Genomic DNA, 20,526 nt, shown 5'->3' with positions numbered 1-20,526 from the left:
CGCGCCCGTGGTCAGTCGGCCCTGGCGTCCACCAGCACGAAGGCCATGCGCGCCGGGCACTCGGTGCGGTTGCTCCACGCGTGGCGCGTGCCGCGCTGGATCACCACGTCGCCTGGCGACAGGCGGGTCTCGCCGTCGTCGAGCACCAGCCACACTTCGCCCTCCAGCAGGATGCCGTAGTCGACGGTCCGGGTCTGATGCATCAGCGCGTGCGGATCGGCATCGACCGGCGCCCCGGATTTGCTCAGGCCCATTTCGGCGAAATGCGCATCGATATCCGCGCCCGGTTGGTGATGCGCGGCGTCGGGCGGAATGTCGCAAATCCGGATCACGGTCCCTCCCGGTTCCGGCGTCAGACGCAATGGTGCCGCCGGATCGGCCAGCGCGGCCACCGGCGACGGCGCGTGCGCCGTACGCCAGAGCTCGTGGAAGACGAGCCCCGGCAGTCCCTTGACGGGCTTGACCGGCGCCGTGGCATCCTGGAGCAGATACGAGCGTCCTTGCGGATCGCTGCCCGTCACGAGTCGCCTTACCTGATGCTTCACGCAAGCCTCCTTCCTGTCCTGGTCCGGTTCGTCCGACTCAATTGCCATCGCTGATCGTCGTGCCGCCGTCGACTATCAGGTTCTGGCCGGTGATGAATGCGCCACCCGGCGCCGCAAGCAGCAGCGCCACGCCGGCGATTTCTTCGGGCGTGCCAGGCCTGCGCAGCGGGGTGGCCCGCATCCGGCGGTCGCGCACTTCGGGGTCGTCGAGCAGCGGCCGTGCGAACTCAGTCGCGATCATGCCGGGCGAAATCGCGTTGGCACGCACGTTCCGCGGCCCCCACTCCACGGCCAGATTGCGCGCCAGCGCAGCGAGCGCGGCCTTCGACACGCCATACACGCCAAGCGCCTTATTGCCGCGCACACCGGCAATGCTCGACGTCAGGATGATGCTGCCGCCGCCACGCTCTGCCATCGCCGGTGCCGCGAGATTCGTCAGCCACACCGCGCCGTGCAGATTCACGTTCATCGTGGTTGCCCATTGATCGTCGTTCGCGCTGGCGAGCGAACCCATGTGCGGCGCGACGCCGGCATTGCAGACGACGATGTCGATCGCGCCACGCGTTTGCAGCGCCTGCCGCCACATCGCCTCGACGCTTTCGCGTTCGCCGGCGTCGACGAAGACGAAGCTCGCATCGAGGCGATCGAGCTTGCGCAATGCGTCAGCCTGCGTCTCGCCTTCATCGGCATCGTTACTCGCGATAATGACGCTCGCCCCTGCCTGACCCAGTGCGCGCGCGATCGCGAGCCCCATGCCGCGCGATGCTCCCGTAACGAGCGCATGTTTGCCATGCAGGTCGTACAACGGATGACTCATGGAATGTGCTCCTGCCGGGAAAGGTCCCGGCCGATGACTGGTTGAATGTCAGTTCAGAATCAGGCGGTTGAGGTCGGGCGAATTGCGCAACATCCCCTGCTCTCGCATGATGTCCACCCAGAGCGCGTACTGCGCCTGGGTTTGGGTCGCGCCGAGCGTCGCGATCCTGACGGTGGCCAGCACATCCGGCGGCAGACCGAGATATTTGCCGACGATCTGCTTCGTCTCTTCAGGATTGGCCGCGATCCAGCTGACGCCCTGCGCGATTGCGTCACGGAACGCGCGCGCTGCCTGCGGATGGGCGCTCACCCAGCGCGACGCGGCCACGTAGCTGAGCGACGGCAGGCCATCGGGAAGATCCGCCGCGAAGTAGGACACCACTTCGCCCGTACCAGTCTGCACGATGCGCGTCAGGAACGGGTCGGGCGCGATCACGGCGTCGACCAGCCCGCCCTTGAGTGCATCGCGCATCTGCGGGATCTGCACTTCGACGAAGGTCACTTTGTGGAAGTCGACGCCGTGCGCCGTCAGATACTTGCGAAATGCGACATGCAGAAAGGCACCGAGCCCCGGTACGCCGACCTTCTTGCCGATGAAATCCGCGGCGTTGTGAATCGGTGCGCCCGGACGCCGTACCACGGCGAAGTTGCGGTCGGTGTGCATCGTAACGGTGTCGCCGGCGATCACCGTCAGGTCCAGCCCGCTGTCCACGGCCTGCAAGACGTTGGTGCCGGGCGTGCCGCCCACCTGCAGCGAATCCGACACCAGCGCCGACGGAATCGTCGAGGTCAGCGTCATGCGCTTGATCTCGACGTCGAGCCCGCGCTGCGCGAAGAAACCCTTGTCCTTCGCGACGAAGAGTGGAGCGAACTCCGACACGCCCGTGTAGCCGACCACGATCGGCAAGCCTTGCGCATGTGCCGCCGCGTGGTCGAACATCAGCACGCACGCGAGCGCGCCCACCAGCATTCTCAATACCCGCATCGAAACTCCTCCTGAATGATTGCAATGCAGGCGGAAACACGCCACGCGAGTGTCGCGTCCCGCCCCGAGGCCGCCGTTGGATCAGAAGCTGTGCACGAGACCCACGGCCACCGAAGTGGCGTTCTCGCCGGCCTTGACCGCTACGCCCGCGGCCGAGGCGTCACCGACGGTGAAGCTCGCCGAACTGCCGTTGCGAACGTAACCGGCACCCGCATACAAGACGGTGGCCTTGCTGAGCGGATGGTCATAACGGATGTGATAGCCCGTCGCATCACCGCTGCTGTCGCCGAGCTTCGCGTAATGGCCGACCGACAGCGTGACCATGTCGCGGCCCACGGGGATGGTGTCGTCGAGCTCGTAAATGTTGTGCTTCGGCGTGACCGCTCCCGCGGCATAGGAAGTACTGACGTTCGGTCCTCCGCGATGCATCTGGAACACCGCGCGCGGTCGCATGAAGCCGAAGTCGTAGCCGAGCGTGAAGAGCGAGAAGTTGCCGCGCGCGGTCGGGCTGCTACTGGTGATCGGATTGGCCGTCGTGCCGACCTGATCGAGCCAGGCGGCTTCGAACAGCAGCGCGCCATTGGCGTACTCGAGCCCCGCGCTGCGGATATCCCCCAGCGACCCCGGCTGGCCCGTCGTGCCGTTCGTTCCGCGCGCATACATTGCTCGCAACGTGAAGCCCGCGATGACCGGCGATTCGTAACGCACCGAATTGTTCGGCCGCACGGTGGGTCCGAACGTGAAATCGGTCATCGCCACGCCCCAGGACATGCCGTCGCCCAACACGGTCGCACCGAACTTCACGCGCGCGGTATGAAACGGCGTGTATTGCACGCCGAACTTGACGGTCCCATAGTTGCTCTGCAGGCCAACCCACGACTCGCGGTTGAACAACACACTGGACGACGCCAGCGCGCCCGTCGCGCTGTTGAAACCGTTCTCGAGCCGGAATATCACTCTGGTGCCGCCACCGATATCCTCTTGCCCTTGCATGCCGAAGCGCGACGAGACAACCTTGCCGCTCGCCATCCGCACCACCTGGTTCGCGCCGGTATTCGCCATTTCCAGTGAGGTATCCACAACGCCGTAAAGCGTGACGCTCGATTGCGCGCTGGCCATAACCGGGATGGTCAAACCCACCAATACTACTAATTTCTTGATCTCCAATTCGGGTCTCCGTGTTGTTATCGTTTCGCCTTCATGCCTGCGGGAGCGCCGGGCTTTCGCGGCCGCCTCCGCGGACGGGTCAGGACATCGTCAATGCGTCGTACGTTTCCACGGCAACGCAAAGTGCTGCACCGTCAGCAACAGGAAATTGCTGACAAAACCTATCAAGCTCAGTAGCGCGACGCCGGCGAACAGATCGCTCGCCCGGAAACTGCGCGCCGCCAACAGAATCGCCGTCCCCAAACCGTCCTGCGAGGCCAGCATCTCGCCCACTACCGCGAGGATCAGCGAGATCGTCAGCGAGAGCCGCATGCCAGCCAGCGCGTCGGGCAGCGCGTTGGGCAACCCTATCTTGAAGATGAACGCGGCACGCGAGAGGCGCAGCACGCTCGCCACTTCGCGCAGCCGCGGTTCGACCGACTGGAAGCCGTGCATCGTCGAGAGCAGGACGGGCCATACTGCGCCGAACGCGATGACGAACAGCACCATCGAGGGCGACAGACCGAGAAAGCCGATCGCCAACGGTACGATGGCCGAGGCCGGCAGCGGCCGCATGAATTCGAGCGACGGCTGCAGCCAGCGCCGGCACGCGCCCGACATGCTCAGCACCGCCCCTGCCGCGATGCCCAGCACCGACGCCACGAGCCATCCGAGGAACATCCGTTCGACCGTGCCGGCCGCAAGCTTGCCCAGATCGCCGTCGAGCATGCCGTCGCGCAAGGTCGTCCACACGTCGAACGGTGCCGGCAGGAACACCGGCGAAACCCAATGGCGCGACGTGCACAGCGCCCATGCGCCGATGATCGCCGCCGTCACCGCGACGCTGCCGGCCGACCACAACAGACGTTCGCCTGCCTTGATTTCCGCTCTCATGGGCGCACTCCCGAGAATCTTCGCAAGCCGTGCCGCTCCACGGCGCTCATCAACGCATTGCATGACCAGCCGAGCAGTCCCACCCAGACAAGCAGCGCGAGCGTCAACGCCGGTTGCAGATTCTGCGACGCATTCATCATTTCGTATCCCAAACCGAATGGGTTCGTTGCAATCTCAACGGTGACCGCCACCACCAGCGCCACGCCCGTTGCGAGCCGGAACGCCACGAGGATGCGCGGCAACGCTGCGGGCAGCACGATCGACCAGACACGTCGCCACGGACTCAGGCTCAGCACCCTGGCGACTTCGAGCAGCCGGGGCTCGACGTTCGCGACAGCCGCCTGGGTGAGCAGCAGCACCGGCCAGAAGCAGGCAAAGCCGACCGTGGCGATCTCCATCCGGTAGCCGAAGCCGAACACGAGCATCGCGATCGGCATCAGCGCGACAGCCGGGATCGGCCTGAAAATCTCGATCGACATTGCCCCCAGCCGCGCGGCGCTGCGCGAGAGACCGAACCAGATGCCGAGTGCGAGGCCGCTCAGGCCGCCGAGCAGCACGCCGCCCAACGCCGCGCCGAGCGTTTCGAAGGTGGCGCGCCGCAGCGTGCCGTCCTTGAGCGCGTCCCACGCCGCAACGACGACGGCCGAAGGCGGCGCGATCACGTCGCTCTGCACGTGTGCGGTGCGCATCGCCAGCTCGGCCAGCACGACAAGCGACGCCGGCAATGCGAGGGCCTGCCATGTGGCGCGACTCATACCTCATGCCCCTGAATGAAGTCGAAGAGCTCGCGGCGCAGCCGCAGGAAAGCGGGATGCTCGCGCGAGCCGAGCTGGTCGCGCGGCCGCGGCAGGCCGACCTCGATGACGCTGGCAAGCCGCCCGGGGTTCGCCTGCAGCGCGATCACGCGGTCGCCCAGGTAGATGGCTTCTTCGAGATCGTGGGTGACGAACAGCACGGTCGTGCCCGCCTCCTGTGAGAGTTCGGCCAACTGGTCCTGCAGGCTTTGGCGCGTCATCGCGTCGAGAGCCCCGAAGGGCTCGTCCATCAGCAGTACTGCCGGCCGCTGTGCGAGGCAACGCGCGATCTGCACGCGCTGCTGCATGCCGCCGGAAAGTTGCGCGGGAAACTTGTCGGCATGCGCGCTCAAGCCGACCTTGTGCAGCAACTCGTCGATACGCGCTGGACGCTCGGCGCGCGCCACGCCGAGCGCTTCCAGCGCGAGACCGATGTTGGCTCTGACCGTACGCCACGGCAGCAAGGCGCGCGCGTAGTCCTGGAACACGATCGCCACGTCGGGCGCCGGGCCTTTGACAGGTACTCCATCGCGCAGGATCACGCCCGAGCTCGGCGCCGCAAGTCCCGTCAACAGGCGCAACAAGGTCGTCTTGCCGCAGCCGGAAGGGCCGATCACGCAGGCGAACTCGCCGCGCCGCAAATCGAGGCTCAGACGCTCGAGGATCTGCCGGCCGCCCAGCGTCAGCGAAACGTCGCGAAACGAGATGAAAGACGTGGTCTGCGTCGGTGTGGTGTCAGGCGAAAGATCCGGCACGGCGCGGACGCTGCGTAGCGATTTCAATGATGAATTCATGGTGTGAAGAAGAGCTTCGAAACGTCGACGGGGGCCTTCAGCAGATGCTGATCGCGCATGATGCCGTTCCACATGTCGAGCTGGGCAGGCGTGATCTGCGCATTCAGGCGCGCCCATTGGATCTTGGCGAGCACGGGAGGCGGGACCTTGATGAACGCGCCGATATCCGCGCGCGTGGCGTCCGGGTGGCTGCGCGTGAACGCGATTCCCTGTTCGAGCGCTGCGCGGAACGCGGCGACTTCCTTGCGGTGCGCGTCGGCCCACGTTCGCGTCGACACGTACACCATGGACGGCATGCCTTCGGGCAAATCCGCCGAGTAGTAGGCGCCGACAAAACCATTGCCGGCGTCGACGATGCGTTGCATGAACGGGTTCGGCACCACCACCGCATCAACCGAGCCGCCCTTCAGCACGTCGTTCATCTGCGGGATCTTGACTTCGACGAAGTGCACCTTGTTGCTATCGACGCCCTTGTCCTGCAACCACTTCCGGAACGTCACGTGGAGAAAGGCGCCCATCGCCTGCACGCCGACGGTCTTGCCTTCGAAGTCCTTCGGTTGGTGAATGTCGCGACCGGTGCGCACGACCACGCCGAAGCTGCGATCGGCGTGCGTGGTCTGCGAGCCGCCGGCGATCACCACGAGGTCGAGGCCGCTGTCGATCGCCTGAAGCAGCACGGTCGGCGTGACGCCGCCGATCTGCGCCGAATTGGACGCCACGGCCGACGCGACCTGGGACATCATCCTCAGCGACGGATCGATGCCCTGCGCGTTGAACATGCCTTGCTGTTTCGCGACGAAGATCGGCGCATAGTCGCCCATGCCGGTAAAGCCGACGATGAATTCGTCCGCCGCCGCCGGGGACGAGATGCTCGCCGCGGCCAGTAGCGCCACCAGGATGCACGCGCGGATGTGCGCCAGCGCATCGAATAGTTTCTTCACGATTGTCTCCTTCATCCTGCTTTTGTTATGGCTCGCATCATCCGTTGCCTGCCGCGACGGATTGCGATCGTTGTTTCGACAGAGGCTAGCCAGTCATGCCCCCGAATTCGAATCGTTTCTCGCGATGGGCCCCATTCGCGCGCTCGATGCCCAGATGGGCGTCCGCCGCACGCACGGCGCTTCAGCCCAACGGTCGGCCGCCGTCGACAGCGATGACGCAGCCGGTCGAAAAACTCAGCGCCACGCTGGCCGCCACGACGGCAGCCGCGACCTCGGCGGGCGCCGCGAAGCGCTGCAACGGCGTGCGCTGCGCCTGCTCGTCGCGCCAGCCGCGGTCGAGTCCTTTGACGAACGAGGTATCGACGAGCCCCGGCGAGACCGACAGCACGCGGATCCACGGCGCGAGAGCACGCGCGAGCGAAGCCGTGATGTTGTCGAGCGCCGCCTTCGACGCGCAGTACATGACGTTGCTGCCCATCGCCGTGCGCGCCGCAATCGAGGACAGGTTGACGACGACCCCACCGCCGGGCTGCCCGCTTTGCGCCAGCAACGGACGAAACGCGCGCACCGCGGCAAACGGGCCGCGCACATTGGTCGCGAGAATCGCATCGATCAATTCGTCGTCGAGCCCTTCCAGATCGGCGTGCGGTATGAAGCCGGTAGTACCCGCACAGTTGACCAGCACATCGCAGCGTCCGAAGCGCCCGGCCACTGCCTGCGACAGCTTCGCCAGCGAGGCGCTGTCGGCCACGTCGACCTGCATCGCGACATGACCTGCCATGCCGCCGAGGCTGTCGACCAACGCCTGGGCCGGTCCCGCGGAGCTGCGATACCCCGCTACCACGATAAATCCGGCGTCGGCGAAAGCCTTGCAGATGGCCGCGCCGATGCCGCCCGCGGCGCCGGTCACCACCGATACGGGCGCCGGCGCCTTGATTGAAGTCGTGTTCATACCGCTCCGTTGTTTGCTGCCCGCTCTCAGTCCGCGCAATGTGACTTCCAGGGCGATAGCCCTGCCGTGTCGGCAGCCGTATCCACGTCGCTGAAAAAAGTCAGCGAAGGCGAGAGGCGATGAAAAGGTTCGAGCAGCGCACGCACCTGAGCGAGGCGCCCCGAATCGCGAAAGCTGGCGGCGCCGCCACCGCCGTCACGCCAGTCGACGATCAGCACGTACCGCTCGCAGTCGTTCATGTCGCGCAGCAGACGGTGTCCGGCGTAGCCTTGCGAACTCGCGAGCAGCCGTCCCACCGCGCCGAACACGGTCTCGAACCGCTCCGCTTCCCCAGCCATCACCTCGAAAGTTGCCATCTCGACCATCGCCGGCTACGCCGCCGTATCGCGGATCGCCGCCTGCTGCGGCGGCACGAAGCGCTGCTCCAGCGCGCCAAACACCGATTGGCCGTCCAGCCCGAACATCTCGAAGCGCAGACGTTCGCCATAGGCGAGCCACGGCGTGCGGCTCTCGCCATACCGGAGCCGTTCGAGCGCACGAATTTCAGCGAGGCACGCCGAGCCTACGGCGGCATGGTCTTCGTTAGAGAAGGTGCCGGAGCCGAGTACCGTGCCCGCTGTCAGATTGCGGTTATAGGCCAGTTGCTCGATCAGGCGCCCGAACGGGAACGACATCTCGCGGCCATTGGGCTTGCCCACCCGCTCATCGTTGCGATACACGTGCAGTGACAGGTTGACCCGGCCGTCCGCCCATCCGTCGCCCAGTTCGTCCGGCGTCACCGCCACTGCCGCAAAGGCCGGCGCGGGCTTCGCCTGAATGAAGCCGAAGCCGAGTTTGAGCTCTTGCACCAGCTTGCCGCGCATGCTCACGTCGTTGAACAGCAGCACGAGGCGAACGTGCGAGAGCGCGGCTTCATGCGACACGCCCTGCGCCACGTCGTCGAGCACGACCGCCACCTCGCCCTCGAAGTCGCATTGATCGCCGGGATCCGGGAAGCTGTAGTCCTCGCGCGCGCCGCGAAAGTCGTCGCCCTGGCGCTGGATCATCACCGAACGGTCCGTCGGCGGCGGGTCGAGCTCGTAGGCGCGGCTCATGATCTGGCCATGATTGAGAAACGCGGATGCATCGACGAACTGATGCGTGCGAGGCAACGGCGCCATGCATGCCGCCGGCTCAAAGGCAAAGGCGCCCGCCGCCGTTCCTGCGTTCAGCGCCGCGTAGCGCTCGAGCAGCGCCGGCTCGACCGAGCGCCAGTCTTCGAGTGCGCGTTGCAGCGTAGGCGCGATGTCGTCTGACTTCACGGCGCGCGACAGGTCGCGCGATACCAGCAACAGGCAGCCGTCGCGGGTGCCGTCACGCAAGGTAGCGAATTTCATGCAGTCTCCTTCAGGTCGAATTGACGATGCCAGTGCGGCAGGGGCAGGCCGGCGACCGGGGCGCGGAAGCACGGCAAGCGGTTGCCGAGCAGGCTGCCCAGGTAGACGGTTCGCAGGTCCGGGCCACCGAACGTGACGCTGGCCATCCACGGCGCAACCGTCCCCTGGCATGCCGCGAGAATTTCCGGCGTCACCGTGCCCTCCCGATAGTGCCGCTCGACCGCGGCCACGGCCGGCGGCACGCCGTCGTCGAACAGTTCGAGCAGGTCGCCTTCGGGCGTGAGCGCGATCAGGCGCTCGGCCATGATCATCGTGATCCACAGGTTGCCGAAGGCGTCGAACGCAAAGCCGTCCGGGAAGCCGGTGCCCAGATTCGAGGGCCCGAAGATCTCGCGCTCACCGAGCGTGCCGTCCTCGCGCACGCGCAGGCGCGAGATGCGCTTGCCGTTGCTCTCCACGACGTAGAGCCACTCTTCGTTCGCGTCAAAGCGGATTTCGTTGGTGCCGACGAAGCCATCGGCAACGATGCGAATGCCCTTCCCGTCGATCAGCGCGATATAGCCGTCGGGGGTTTTTTCATTGATCGAGCGCGTCCATGGCTGCAGTCGCGTCGTCACGGTCATATAAATGCGGCCCTTCGAATCGGTCAGTACGAAGTTGGCCTTGCCGATGGGCTCGCCGTCGATGTTGTCGTGCAGAACGGTCGAGCTGCCATCGCGACGCATCAATTCGAGCCGGTCGGTGCCGAAGTTGGCGATCAGGAAGTCGCCGTTGCTGTCGAATGCCACGCCGTTGGGGAGCGTGCCTTCGAGGATGACCCGTTCCACGCCCGGCTTCTCGTCGAGTTGCGCGTGAGTCTGCACCTCCGCGATCAGAGTCTGTTGGCCGTCCGCAGCGATGCGCATGATTCCGCCGCGCGCATCCGCGGTCCATAACGTGCCGTCGGACTGCGCGAGGATGCATTCCGGGCGACGCAGATCATGGCCTACGTAGCTAATGTCGCTGCGCTGGAGTTGCCAGCCTTTCAGCGGGTTTTGGATGGATGGCATGGATCAGGCGTCCGCGGGGAGGGAATCGATATGCGAGGGGTCGAGCGAGCGCGCCACGAGCCGCGCTAGCGTGCCGTCGTGACGGAAGCCCAGCGCGTCGGCGGCCGGGGTCTCCAACGGCGGGTAGTTGCCGAAGCTGGCTTCGAGCGCTGCATTGGGGCGATAGCTCACCAGCGACTCGACCGGACGGCGCGCATGAATGCCGACCGCTTCGACCAGCTCGTGCATCGAGCAATGCAGCGCGGGCAACGTCCAGCTGCGTTTGCGCACGTCGGGAGGAATGTCGGCAAGCGCCGCATGGATCAGGTTGTCGACGATGGTCGCGCCGGACATCAGCCACATGGTCGCGTCGCCCGAGACGGGGCACGCGTAGGGGCGCCCGGCCGCGAGTTCGCGGATCACATCGCTCATGAAGATCGACAGCGCGCCGGTCGGCTGCGGCGGACGCGCGACGATACCGGGCAGGCGGATGCTGCGTCCGTCGATCCAGCCACGCCGGTGGCAGTCGTCGACGAGGATTTCGCCGATCCATTTGTGCGCGCCGTAGCTCATGTTCGGACGCGGCTCGGTGGTGTCGTCGACGGGCTCGGACAGCGGTGCGCCCAGCACCGAAATGGAACTGGCGAACACGAACCGCGGCGCCCGCGGTAGTCGTGCGCAAGCGTCGAGCAGCGCGTGGGTGCCGTTCAGATTGACTTCACGGCCCATCGCGTAGTCGAGCTCGGCGAGGCCCCCGGGCACGCTCGCGAGGTGGAACACGATATCGGGCGCGCTCTCGAATGCGCGCGCGACCACATCGCCGTCGGCGATGCTGCCTTCGACGAATTCGACGCGTGGATCGTTGCATTCACGGCAAGCAGTGTTGAACGTCCGGTCCAGCAACACCAGTTTCGTGAAAGGGATGGGAAGAATTGCGCCGCCTGCGAGGCGGGCAACGAGCAGCCGTCCAACGAATCCGTTGGCACCGGTCACCAGCAGGTTCATGGTTGTCCCGAAGTGTTATTGTCGATGTAGGCTTTTCGCCTGACGCTGGGGCATACTAGCCACCTCGCCATTGCCCGAAAAATCGAATTTCACGATCTACGGCATCACGTTTATCGATACTGGCGGGTCCAGCACCACGGCCACGCCAGGCCTTCGCGCGACTCGCGCCATTTCCCCATATCCGCAATCAGGCTTCAGGCAGGAGATAGCAGTGCGTTACAACCGGCTGGACTTGAACCTACTGGTCGCTCTCAAGGCCCTTCTACAGGAAAAGAACGTGACGCGTGCGGGCGAGAGCCTTCATATGACGCAATCGGCGATGAGCGGCGTGCTGGGCCGCCTGCGCGAGTTCTTCGACGATCCGCTGCTGGTCCAGGTCGGCCGCAGAACCGAGCTCACCCAACTGGCGGAAAGCCTCATCGAGCCCATCAACGACGTCATCGTGCGCATCGACGCAGCCCTCGCCTCGCGTCCCATGTTCGATCCCGCGCACACACGCAGGCATTTTTCCTTCGTCGCCTCGGACTACGTGCAGAGCATCCTGCTGTTCGACGTTCTCGCCGAATTGCATCGCGAAGCGCCGGGACTCACGGTCGAACTGCGTCAGCCCAGCGTGAATTCGGCTGCGGAACTCGAAGCCGGCGAAGTGGACTTCGTGATCAATCACGAGTTGTTCGCTTCGCCGCACCATTCGAGCGAAGTGCTGTTCGAAGATACCTACACGATCGTCGCCGCGCGGGAAAACGACAGTTTCGGCGACGAGATCTCGCTGGACGACTACCTCGACTCGGGCCACATCGGGTTCCAGAACGGCAGCCGCAGCCTGCCGATGTTCGAGATGTGGTTTGCGCATCAGCACAAGCGCGCACGCCGCGTCGAAGTCGCCGCGCACACGTTCAACCTGCTGCCGCATATGGTCGTCGGCACACAACGGCTCGCGACCATGCACACGCGGCTTGCATACCGCTGCGCCGACAGCCTGCCAGTACGCCTCGTCAAGCCGACGTTCGAAACGCCGAGACTGGTCGAAGTACTGCAATGGCACAGCTCGCGCGATTCCGACGCGGCCACGGTCTGGTTGCGCGACAGGATCATCGCCGCGGCCAAACGTCTGCCGCCCGTCTGAATCCTGCTCGGTGGCGCGGGCGACGTGGCGCGCGTTCAGGCGGCCGTGGTGCGGCCGCCGAGCCGCTCCGCGATCCAGTCGGCGATGTACGCGCCGGCATTCGACATGTTGTCGAGACTGACGTGTTCGACGCCGCCCGTCTCGCTCGTGAAGATCTTCAACTCGCGGTCGGGGCTATTGACGAGTTGCTCGTAAGTACGATGCGCATACGAGAGCGGAATTTGCCGGTCATTTGCGCCGTGCGTCACGAGGAACGGCACTTTCACGCGATCCAGCACGCCCTCCAGGGTGACGGACGCGGCCTTGCGCATGAAGTCGTCGACGTTCTGCGCGTCCCACACCCACATCACGTGCTGCCAGTAATGCGGTACGGGGTTCTCGCCCTCGCGCTGACGCCGCCGTAACTGGATTTCCCCCCAATCGTGATTCGCGCCCCATACGGCGCCGAGCGCGAAGCGCGGCTCGCACGCGACCGCGCGCGGACAGTAGTAGCCGCCCAACGAGACCCCTGCCAGGCCGATACGTTGCGGATCGACGTCCGCTCGCGTCTCGAGGTAGTCGACGACGACACTCGCCCACGCTTCGGTGTCCGCCACCGCGGGCAGGTCGTGCAAGCGCAGCGCCTCGCCCGATCCCGGTTGATCGAGATATAGAACGGAAACGCCCCGCTCGGTGATCTGCCGCGTGAACGGATTGGGATAAAGCATCTCCTTCGTGCAATCGAGTCCGTTCAGCATCACAAGCAACGGCGGGCGCGAGTCGGCAGATGCTCCGCGTGCCCGCACCAGCAGACCGGCCAGATGCACGTCGCGGTACGGAATCTCGATGCGCGTGCAGTTCGAGCGCAACAGCCGCTGCGCCTGCGCGAACGTGTCGAGCATCTTGCGATAGAGCGCGTGACGCGGAGCGAAATCGTGCGCCTGCATGCGCTCCGCGGTGATGAAGTACAGCGCCGCGCGGTCGAGCTTTTCACCGGCGCTCAGTTCACGGCCGGCTTCGAGGTCGGCTCGGGCGAGCGCAATCAGCTTGTCGCCCATTACGACCCATGCGGCAAAAAAGGCTTCGGTGCCGGCGTCGTCGCCCTGCTCCGCTGCCTTGCGCAGCGATCCGCAGATTTCTTCGATCTCACCGATCTTCGCGCCGGCTTCCAGCGCGCCGGCGACGGCAAGACTCCATACGTAATTGGTCGGAAAATACTGGAACAGCGACATCGTTGACGGTCTCCCTCATGGTAGGCGCGCCGCCGCCTGTTCTGTTATCGCAAAGCTTGCCCCTGCTCGCGCCGACGCGCTGCAATTGTAGTCACCGCTGCGACTACACCCGGCATCGCATTTTTCGATGCCAGGCATCGCGCTCATGCATGCGGCGGCGGTATCACGTCAGCAATGCCGCGATGACGTCACCGTCCTCCCAGTCAGGAAGGCAACACCGCAAACCGCTCACGCCCGGTTTCAGTGGTCGGTCAAGCCCAGCATCTTGTCGAAGAACACACTCGCGAGAACGCCCGCGACAAAACCGTTTCTCGGCGTACCGGCATACGCGGGATTGCCCCAGGTGTTCGTATTCCACGTGCGCATCACGTAGGGACTCACGATGATGCTGCGAGTGACCGCAATATTGGCATCCAGTTTCAGTCCCAACTGGGTGCGTCCCACCGTGTAGCCGGTTCCGCCCGCGGCAAGATTCTGCTGTTTCAGATACTCCTGCTCGTGAGGTGTCAGCGTCGCCCAGTTGAAACTCAGCGAGTAACTATCATGTGGCCGGCTCTGAAACGGCGCTTCCAGGATCAGGCCCGTGCTGCCCGTCATTGCGAGCCCCGTGCTCGAGCGCGAATCGAACGTGGCCGTCGAAGTCGCGAATACCGACAGCGCGGTCGGACTGCTCGCGCCGGCCTTGCCGCCATCGGGCCGGTACACCACCTGGCGGCCGCCGAAATAAACGCCTGACGTGCCCTTGTGCGTTCCCAGCGTGAACGGATCGGTCTGCGTCGCCGTGTTGTAGTAGAGCATCAGCTCATAGCTCTTCGGGTAAGGGTCGGTCTGATACGTGGTCCGGTACACGACGTTCGCAAGCCAGACGTTGCTGGAAGGCACGCTGTCCGTCCATTCCCACCCATTGGTAAACGGGAACGCCGGGTTGGATCGCCAGACGCCCGCCTGCACGGACCACGCAGGCGTCAGGTTATAGCGGACACGTCCGCCCCAGTTCACATAGATGGGCGGGTTCATGCCTGCGTTGTCCTGCAGGATCGCGCTCTGACAACCGAAGCCCTGATTGCATACCGGAGCGGCGAAGTACAGCCCCGGATTGCTCTTGCCGACTTCGAAGTCGAGTTTGTCATGGAACGCCTTCTGCTCCCATGTGAAGAGCGCGAGATGGGAAACCTTCGGCACGTAAGGCCCCGGTTGACCGGCCAGTACGTCGCCGACCTGTTTGCCCCAGTCGAGGTTGTAGGTGAACGGCACGAACAATTGCTGGAAGTGGATGGTCGCGCCGTTCAGGCCCGCGATCTTCTGCATATCGAAATCGCCGCCGACCGAAATAAACGTCAGCGCCTCGTGGTTGCCGGTCTGCTGGCCGACACCCGGATTGGCGAGATACATCTGCACGAGGTTAAACACGGGCGTAAAGCCCCAGTCGTTCATCTTCTTGCCGATCGAGGACAACGGTCCCTGCCGCGGATTTTCCGGCGGCTCCGGCGTCGCGTTGCCGACGTGCGATACGCCGAGCTGGTCAGTGGACGGTATGCCCTGTTGAACGGTTGGGCGGTCAGTGAAGGCCTGCCTCAAGGTATCGCTGTTCTGCGCGAGCGTGGCCGCTGCCGGCGTGCTCGCCGCCGTGGTACCGGCGGCATGCAGGTCCGCTTTCTGCCCGTGCACGCGGGCGTCACCACCGCGCGTTGCGTCGGCTCCCTTCGTGGGCCGGGCCGGCTGCGCATCGGCCGGCTTCGCCGTTGCGTCCGGGGCGGCCGCATCGTTCGTCGCCTGAGCGAACGCCGTGCCCGCCGCCAGCATCGCAGCGATCGTGATCGCCGACAGACGCAGGGCGGCAGGATGCCGAAAGCCAATGATTCCAGACCTGTTCGATGTCATGTGGTGTCTCCGTTATTTTTGCGGGCAAAGAGGGGCCCACCGCGCCTCTCGAGGGAGCGGTCTGCTACAGGAAGTTGGAAATGGATGAGCGGTGCTGCGCTACCAGGCCGTAGCGCCGCCGTCTATCGGAAAGTTCGCGGCCGTGACCCAGCTCGACTCGTCGGAGGCGAGATAGAGCGCGCACCAGGCGATGTCCTCCGGCTGACCGGTTCGCTTGACCATCGCCTTTGCGAGTGCCCGTTCGAGAAACTCGGGCTGAGCTGCCATGTGCGCGCGCGTAGCGGCCGTTTCGACGAGCGCCGGCGAGATGCTGTTCACGCGTATGCCGTGCAGTCCGCCTTCCATTGCGAGTTGACGCGTCATCGCGAGCACGCCCCCTTTGCCGGCGCAATGCGCGACCGCCGGCGAGCCGTCGAGTGCGACCGACGCATTCGCGGACGCGAAGTTGATCACCGAGCCGCCGCCCCGTGCAATCAGCACGGGCCACGCGGCCTTGCATAGCAGGAACACGATATCGAGCTCGCCGGTCAGCGTCGCGCGCCACTGGGTCTGATAGTCCATCTCCTGCAGCCACGCGAATGCGCCGAACGCCGCCGCGTTGACAACGACGTCGAAGCCACCGTGCCGCGCGCACGCGAATTCGACGAGCTTCGCCGCGCCCTCGGGATCGGTCAGATCGCAAGGCTGCAAGCTGTCCATTTCGAAGCCGTTCGCACGAACCGCATCGACGGTGCGGCCGGCGGAATCGGCATCTATATCGCAACCGACCACGCGCGCGCCCTGCGCCGCGAACAACATCGCACATGCACGGCCTATGCCGCTGCCGATGCCCGTCACGACAGCCACCTTGCCGCGCAGGCGCTCACCTGCCTGAATCGCGAGAGCGGGTTTGAAAACAGGTTTCATCGGGTTCTCCACTGGTTCAGCTGAGCTTGAGGCGTTGCGCGCCGATCAGCGCGACGGCGAAGCCAAGCGCCGCGAGCAGCAGCAGCGCGACGCCCCATGCCTGCACCACGACGAAACGCGAGCCCCAATGCGCGACCATCGGCATCACCACCAGCGGACTGCAGAAGTAGCCGACGAATTGCGCCGCGGTGAACGCACCCGTGCCGAAACCCCGGCGCGAGAACGGCAGCGAGCGCAGCCCCCAACTGACGAGCGCGGGCAGGATCACGCCGCAACCGAAGCCGTTGAGCGCGCCGCCCAGAGTCAGCGTCGGAAAGTCATGAGCCGAACCCATGCAAACGAAGCCTGCGCCGCAGAGCGCGGTACCCAGCGCAAACTGCTGCGGCACCGTGAGCCGGGCGGCGATAAACCAGCCGAACGCGAGCGTGCCCACGATGATCCCGACGCTGTTCGTCGCGTAAGCGAGGCCGATCTCGTTGGTCGACTGCACGCCGAGTTGAACCACCATGAACGACAGATGCACCGGCACGACCATGAAGACCATCCCGACACCGAACGCCGCCACGCAGATGAGCGCGAGCAGCCACGGGTTGAAGGCCGGTTCGTCGACGCCGGCATGGCTGACCGCGGCCGCGGTGCCCGTTTCGCGGCGCGTGTCCCAGATGAAGATCTGCACCAGCGGCGCAAGCAACAGCGGCAACGCGTACGCGATGAACGGCGTACGCCAGCCGTGCGCGCCCAGCGCGCCGCCGAGCAGGTTGAAAACGAACGCCGAGGTAGACGCGACCGTGACCTGCAGCGACGCGTAGCGGTCGCGCTGCGTGCCGCTGAAGTAGTCGCCGATGAACGACGTGCTGACCGTCATCACCGCCGCCTCGGCGAGCCCCACGAGCGCCCGGCTTGCGAGAATCGCATGAATCGAATCGAGGTAGAGCGGCGCGGTGCCCGCCACGGCATAGGCGACGAGCGAAAAGACCAGCACGCGTTTGCGGCCGATGCGGTCGCTGATCGCACCGATCACCATCGCCAGCGCGCCGAGCACCAGCATCGGCATCGTGACGACGACGGGCACCAGCGTTTCGATGTCGGGTACGTTCGCGAAGTGCTTCTGCATCGCGGGCAGCACCGGGCCGATCACGGTCGGCGCGAGCGTGCCGCAAATGACCGTACTGAGCAGAATCAGCGCGTGAAACAGGTTTGCTTCACGGGCAGCGGGCGCGCCGCGGCGCCCATCCGTCTGGACATGCATGAGGTCGTCTCCGTTTATCGAGGTCCGCGCTGCCCGTTCTGCCGGCGGATGCCGGCGTCGTTCTAACAACGCTTGCCGTTTTGTGTGAGACGAATGATTCCCGCAGACACCGTACGACACAATCAGATTGCGTCGACACGACCATTTGACTGCATCGAACGAACGGCCATCCCGCGCCGCCCGATCAGTCGAATGTTTTCGTGGCCGCGCCCACGTACAACTGCGCCTGCTCCTGCAAAACTCGGCGCATCCACACGTGCGCGGGATCGCTGTTGTTGATCGCGTGCCACTGCATCACCTCGACGAGCGGGGGCAGCTTCATCGGCAGCGGCAACAGCCGTAAGGGAAGGTAATGCGCATACAGCCGCGCAAGCCTTGTCATCACCGTGGCGACGCGTGTCGTGCCGATCACGAGCTGCGGCAGCGTGTTGAAATTGGTCGTGGTGACTTCGACGGTACGCGACATCCCCAGGTTGGCCATCATCAGGCTGTCGAAGCTCACGCTGCGGCTGTCGCCGAAAGTTGCCGCGACGTGGCCCATCTCCCTGTACTGATCGAGGGTCAGTTCCTCGCCGACGAGCGGATTGCCGTTCCACACGACGCAACTGAGGCTGTCTTCGAACAGCACCTGCGAAGGATGATTCGGATTGACCGAGATGCTCGGGTAAATCACGAAGTCGACTTCGCCGCGATCGAGCTGGTCGGGCACGTCGTCGGCCATGTTCGCGATGTGCAGCGTGATGCCGGGCGCCTCGCGCTGCAGCCGCTGCACGACGTCGGTCAGCAGCACCGTGGTCAGATAGTCCGACGCGCGAATCACGAAGTTGCGCCGCGCCTGCGCCGGATCGAATTCGAGCCGCGCGACGACCGTCGATTGCACGCTCAGCAGGATCTCGCGGACCGGCTGCGCGAGACTCCTGCCGAGCGGCGTCAATTCCATGCGCCTGCCGACCTGCATCAGCAGCGGATCGCCGAAATACTCGCGCAGCCGCCCGAGCGCGCTGCTCGTGGCCGACGCGCCGATATGCAGCCGTTCGCTCGCGCGCGTGACGCTGCGCGTGTCGAGCAACGCGTCGAGCGCGACGAGCAGATTCATGTCGAAGTGGCCTAGTCTCATGGACGGCACTATCCGGTAAGCATCCGATGCCATCAATGCGTGTTTCCACTAGGAATTGATGGTCTCGATAGATGAAGCGCTTTACAGTACCGGCAAGCAAAACAGAATGGCGTGCCGCAAAGCGCGCCAGCCAAGCCGGAGACATGCACCATGACAACAGCGCCGCTCACGCCGGCGAAACACGCGCCCCGCTCCGACGAGGCGCGCGAGGCCGCCGCTCATTCCCACATCATCGAGACGAAATCGGCGCTGCTACCCGTGCTGCGACCACATCACTTCGGCGTCAGCGTGCCCGATCTCGACGCCGCGATCGACTGGTACGGCCGCATGCTCGGCTTTGCGCTCGAGTCGTGCATGACGATCGACAAGATTCCCGCCCGGATCGCGTTCATGCGCCGCGAAGGCTTTCGCATCGAACTGTTCGAGGTACCCGGCGCCGCACCGCTGCCCGACGAGCGCCGCGTGCCGAACCTCGATCTGCGCACTCACGGCAACAAGCATATGTGCTTCGAAGTCCCCGACGTGCGCGCGGCTGTCGCCGCGTTGCGAGCCGAGGGCGCCGACATCGCGTTCGAGCTCGTCGTGGACGGCAATCCGACCGCATTCGTGCGGGACCCGTGCGGCAATCTGATCGAATTGCTCGAACCTTTCGCCGTCGACCGGCCCGCCGCGTGACACGCGGCAAGCCGCTCTTTCCCATTCAACCCACAACGTGGTTTCCGATGACGACTTCGTTGAATCCCTTGCGTGGCTGGCAGGTCAACCGCGACGACATCCGCATGGTTGGCCGCGACCTGTTGCGCCCCGAATGCATTCTTGCCGAGCGTGACGGCACGCTGTGGACCGCCGACGCCCGTGGCGGCGTGATGCGCATCGCGCCCGACGGCTCGCAGACGCTGATCGCGCAACAGCGCGAGCCGGTTCGCGCGCCCGCTTCCGACGATGCGCAGCAACTGATGCTGGGCGGCACGCTTCCCAACGGCCTCGCGTTCGATCGCGACGGCCGGATCGTGATCGCGAACTTCGGCACCGATGCGATCGAACTGATGACGCGCGACGGCGCCTCACGCACGCTGTACGACAGCATCGACGGAATGCCGCTCGGCAAGACGAACTTCGTGCTGACCGATTCGAAAGGCCGTATCTGGTTCACGGTCACGACGCGCCAGCTGCCCTGGACCCGCTCGATCAACGAGAAGACGGCCGACGGCTACGTGGGCCTGATCGACGAGCACGGCATCCGCATCGTCGCGGACGGCTTCGTCGGCACCAACGAGATCCGGCTCGATGCCGACGAAGAATGGCTGTACGTGGTCGAGACCAACGCGCGCCGCATTTCGCGCTTGCGCGTCGCGCCGGACGGCTCGCTGGGCAGGCGCGAGATCTACGGCCCGCACGACCTCGGCGGCTTTCCCGACGGCTTCGCGTTCGACGCGCACGGCAACCTGTGGATCACGCTGATCCTGACGGAGAAGCTCATCGCGCTGACGCCGGACGGCGACGTGCTGACGCTGCTCGACGACGGCAATCCCGAGGCGCTGGCGCGCTACGAAGAACACTACCGGCTGGGCACGACGACGCCCGAACTGATGGGCGCCTGCCGCGGCACGCTTGCGCCGCTGATGGCAAGCGTCACGTTCGGTGGCGAGGACCTGCGCACCGTGTACCTCGGCAGCCTCGGCGGCACGGCGCTCGCGAGTTTCCGTTCGCCGGTACCGGGCCTCGCGCTGTCCCACTGGAGCACGCGATGATCCTCGAAC

The 20,526-nt window shown here is 65.2% G+C and carries 21 protein-coding genes; 3 read left to right on the top strand and 18 right to left on the bottom strand.

The features are described from left to right. Positions 1-11 precede the first annotated feature (11 nt). The 13 genes from QM685_RS23775 to QM685_RS23715 form a co-directional block, all read right to left on the bottom strand. A complete protein-coding gene (locus QM685_RS23775) occupies positions 12-545 on the bottom strand; it encodes a cupin domain-containing protein (protein ID WP_415119957.1) in 534 nt (177 codons plus the stop codon). Positions 546-582: 37 nt separating this feature from the next. Then, positions 583-1,362: an SDR family NAD(P)-dependent oxidoreductase gene (locus QM685_RS23770; RefSeq protein ID WP_415119955.1), complete on the bottom strand. Its 780-nt coding sequence runs from the start codon at positions 1,360-1,362 to the stop codon at positions 583-585. Between the two features lie 48 nt (positions 1,363-1,410). Continuing rightward, on the bottom strand, positions 1,411-2,346 hold the full coding sequence (locus QM685_RS23765) for an ABC transporter substrate-binding protein (protein WP_415119953.1): 936 nt from the start codon (positions 2,344-2,346) through the stop codon (positions 1,411-1,413). Positions 2,347-2,427: 81 nt separating this feature from the next. Further along, a complete protein-coding gene (locus QM685_RS23760; protein ID WP_415119951.1) occupies positions 2,428-3,513 on the bottom strand; it encodes a porin in 1,086 nt (361 codons plus the stop codon). A 90-nt stretch (positions 3,514-3,603) separates the two neighbouring features. Continuing rightward, on the bottom strand, positions 3,604-4,386 hold the full coding sequence (locus tag QM685_RS23755) for an ABC transporter permease (RefSeq protein ID WP_415119949.1): 783 nt from the start codon (positions 4,384-4,386) through the stop codon (positions 3,604-3,606). Further along, entirely contained in the window at positions 4,383-5,141 is a 759-nt protein-coding gene (locus QM685_RS23750; protein ID WP_415119948.1) for an ABC transporter permease, read from the bottom strand. Before QM685_RS23750 ends, QM685_RS23755 begins: the two co-directional genes overlap by 4 nt. Then, positions 5,138-5,935 carry an ABC transporter ATP-binding protein gene (locus QM685_RS23745; RefSeq protein WP_415119946.1) on the bottom strand — a complete coding sequence of 266 codons (798 nt, stop codon included), beginning with the start codon at positions 5,933-5,935 and terminating at the stop codon, positions 5,138-5,140. Before QM685_RS23745 ends, QM685_RS23750 begins: the two co-directional genes overlap by 4 nt. 35 nt (positions 5,936-5,970) lie before the next feature. Beyond that, positions 5,971-6,915 carry an ABC transporter substrate-binding protein gene (locus QM685_RS23740; protein ID WP_415119945.1) on the bottom strand — a complete coding sequence of 315 codons (945 nt, stop codon included), beginning with the start codon at positions 6,913-6,915 and terminating at the stop codon, positions 5,971-5,973. 181 nt (positions 6,916-7,096) lie between these two features. Next, positions 7,097-7,867, bottom strand: coding sequence for an SDR family NAD(P)-dependent oxidoreductase (locus QM685_RS23735; RefSeq protein WP_415119943.1), 771 nt, complete (start codon positions 7,865-7,867; stop codon positions 7,097-7,099). Between the two features lie 26 nt (positions 7,868-7,893). Next, a complete protein-coding gene (locus QM685_RS23730; protein ID WP_415119941.1) occupies positions 7,894-8,223 on the bottom strand; it encodes an antibiotic biosynthesis monooxygenase family protein in 330 nt (109 codons plus the stop codon). Positions 8,224-8,238: 15 nt separating this feature from the next. Next, positions 8,239-9,243 carry a fumarylacetoacetate hydrolase family protein gene (locus tag QM685_RS23725; protein ID WP_415119939.1) on the bottom strand — a complete coding sequence of 335 codons (1,005 nt, stop codon included), beginning with the start codon at positions 9,241-9,243 and terminating at the stop codon, positions 8,239-8,241. After that, positions 9,240-10,292, bottom strand: coding sequence for an SMP-30/gluconolactonase/LRE family protein (locus QM685_RS23720; RefSeq protein ID WP_415119937.1), 1,053 nt, complete (start codon positions 10,290-10,292; stop codon positions 9,240-9,242). The genes QM685_RS23725 and QM685_RS23720 overlap by 4 nt, the downstream gene beginning before the upstream one ends. 3 nt (positions 10,293-10,295) lie before the next feature. Next, positions 10,296-11,276: an NAD-dependent epimerase/dehydratase family protein gene (locus QM685_RS23715; RefSeq protein WP_415119935.1), complete on the bottom strand. Its 981-nt coding sequence runs from the start codon at positions 11,274-11,276 to the stop codon at positions 10,296-10,298. 211 nt (positions 11,277-11,487) lie between these two features. Between QM685_RS23715 and QM685_RS23710 the strand changes: the two genes are divergently transcribed. After that, a complete protein-coding gene (locus QM685_RS23710; RefSeq protein WP_415119933.1) occupies positions 11,488-12,402 on the top strand; it encodes a LysR family transcriptional regulator in 915 nt (304 codons plus the stop codon). 35 nt (positions 12,403-12,437) lie between these two features. Here the strand turns inward: QM685_RS23710 and QM685_RS23705 are convergent, their stop codons facing one another. The 5 genes from QM685_RS23705 to QM685_RS23685 all read right to left on the bottom strand — a co-directional run bounded on the left by QM685_RS23705 (position 12,438) and on the right by QM685_RS23685 (position 18,766). Continuing rightward, positions 12,438-13,607: an alpha/beta hydrolase family protein gene (locus QM685_RS23705; protein WP_415120109.1), complete on the bottom strand. Its 1,170-nt coding sequence runs from the start codon at positions 13,605-13,607 to the stop codon at positions 12,438-12,440. Between the two features lie 246 nt (positions 13,608-13,853). Beyond that, positions 13,854-15,494, bottom strand: coding sequence for a carbohydrate porin (locus QM685_RS23700; protein WP_415119931.1), 1,641 nt, complete (start codon positions 15,492-15,494; stop codon positions 13,854-13,856). Between the two features lie 99 nt (positions 15,495-15,593). Next, positions 15,594-16,400, bottom strand: coding sequence for an SDR family NAD(P)-dependent oxidoreductase (locus tag QM685_RS23695; protein ID WP_415119929.1), 807 nt, complete (start codon positions 16,398-16,400; stop codon positions 15,594-15,596). 16 nt (positions 16,401-16,416) lie between these two features. After that, entirely contained in the window at positions 16,417-17,649 is a 1,233-nt protein-coding gene (locus QM685_RS23690) for an MFS transporter (protein WP_415119927.1), read from the bottom strand. Between the two features lie 184 nt (positions 17,650-17,833). Beyond that, positions 17,834-18,766 carry a LysR family transcriptional regulator gene (locus QM685_RS23685; RefSeq protein WP_415119925.1) on the bottom strand — a complete coding sequence of 311 codons (933 nt, stop codon included), beginning with the start codon at positions 18,764-18,766 and terminating at the stop codon, positions 17,834-17,836. A gap of 150 nt (positions 18,767-18,916) precedes the next feature. Between QM685_RS23685 and QM685_RS23680 the strand changes: the two genes are divergently transcribed. Both QM685_RS23680 and QM685_RS23675 read left to right on the top strand, forming a co-directional pair. After that, a complete protein-coding gene (locus QM685_RS23680; protein WP_415119923.1) occupies positions 18,917-19,441 on the top strand; it encodes a VOC family protein in 525 nt (174 codons plus the stop codon). Between the two features lie 47 nt (positions 19,442-19,488). After that, positions 19,489-20,517, top strand: a complete 1,029-nt coding sequence (locus QM685_RS23675) for an SMP-30/gluconolactonase/LRE family protein (protein ID WP_415119921.1) — start codon at positions 19,489-19,491, stop codon at positions 20,515-20,517. Positions 20,518-20,526: the final 9 nt, after the last annotated feature.

The sequence above is a fragment of the Paraburkholderia sp. genome (genome assembly GCF_047605525.1).
Classification (GTDB): Bacteria; Pseudomonadota; Gammaproteobacteria; order Burkholderiales; family Burkholderiaceae; genus Paraburkholderia.
Note: the sequence above shows the minus strand (reverse complement) of the source record. Positions and strands in the feature narration are given on the sequence as shown.

Bases quoted from the DNA above. Each gene is read 5' to 3' on its own strand.
- QM685_RS23770 (WP_415119955.1), bottom strand. From the start codon at position 1,362: ATGAGTCATCCGTTGTACGACCTGCATGGCAAACATGCGCTCGTTACG.
- QM685_RS23765 (WP_415119953.1), bottom strand. From the start codon at position 2,346: ATGCGGGTATTGAGAATGCTGGTGGGCGCGCTCGCGTGCGTGCTGATG.
- QM685_RS23755 (WP_415119949.1), bottom strand. From the start codon at position 4,386: ATGAGAGCGGAAATCAAGGCAGGCGAACGTCTGTTGTGGTCGGCCGGC.
- QM685_RS23750 (WP_415119948.1), bottom strand. From the start codon at position 5,141: ATGAGTCGCGCCACATGGCAGGCCCTCGCATTGCCGGCGTCGCTTGTC.
- QM685_RS23735 (WP_415119943.1), bottom strand. From the start codon at position 7,867: ATGAACACGACTTCAATCAAGGCGCCGGCGCCCGTATCGGTGGTGACC.
- QM685_RS23730 (WP_415119941.1), bottom strand. From the start codon at position 8,223: ATGGCAACTTTCGAGGTGATGGCTGGGGAAGCGGAGCGGTTCGAGACC.
- QM685_RS23725 (WP_415119939.1), bottom strand. From the start codon at position 9,243: ATGAAATTCGCTACCTTGCGTGACGGCACCCGCGACGGCTGCCTGTTG.
- QM685_RS23720 (WP_415119937.1), bottom strand. From the start codon at position 10,292: ATGCCATCCATCCAAAACCCGCTGAAAGGCTGGCAACTCCAGCGCAGC.
- QM685_RS23715 (WP_415119935.1), bottom strand. From the start codon at position 11,276: ATGAACCTGCTGGTGACCGGTGCCAACGGATTCGTTGGACGGCTGCTC.
- QM685_RS23700 (WP_415119931.1), bottom strand. From the start codon at position 15,494: ATGACATCGAACAGGTCTGGAATCATTGGCTTTCGGCATCCTGCCGCC.
- QM685_RS23695 (WP_415119929.1), bottom strand. From the start codon at position 16,400: ATGAAACCTGTTTTCAAACCCGCTCTCGCGATTCAGGCAGGTGAGCGC.
- QM685_RS23690 (WP_415119927.1), bottom strand. From the start codon at position 17,649: ATGCATGTCCAGACGGATGGGCGCCGCGGCGCGCCCGCTGCCCGTGAA.
- QM685_RS23685 (WP_415119925.1), bottom strand. From the start codon at position 18,766: ATGAGACTAGGCCACTTCGACATGAATCTGCTCGTCGCGCTCGACGCG.
- QM685_RS23680 (WP_415119923.1), top strand. From the start codon at position 18,917: ATGACAACAGCGCCGCTCACGCCGGCGAAACACGCGCCCCGCTCCGAC.
- QM685_RS23675 (WP_415119921.1), top strand. From the start codon at position 19,489: ATGACGACTTCGTTGAATCCCTTGCGTGGCTGGCAGGTCAACCGCGAC.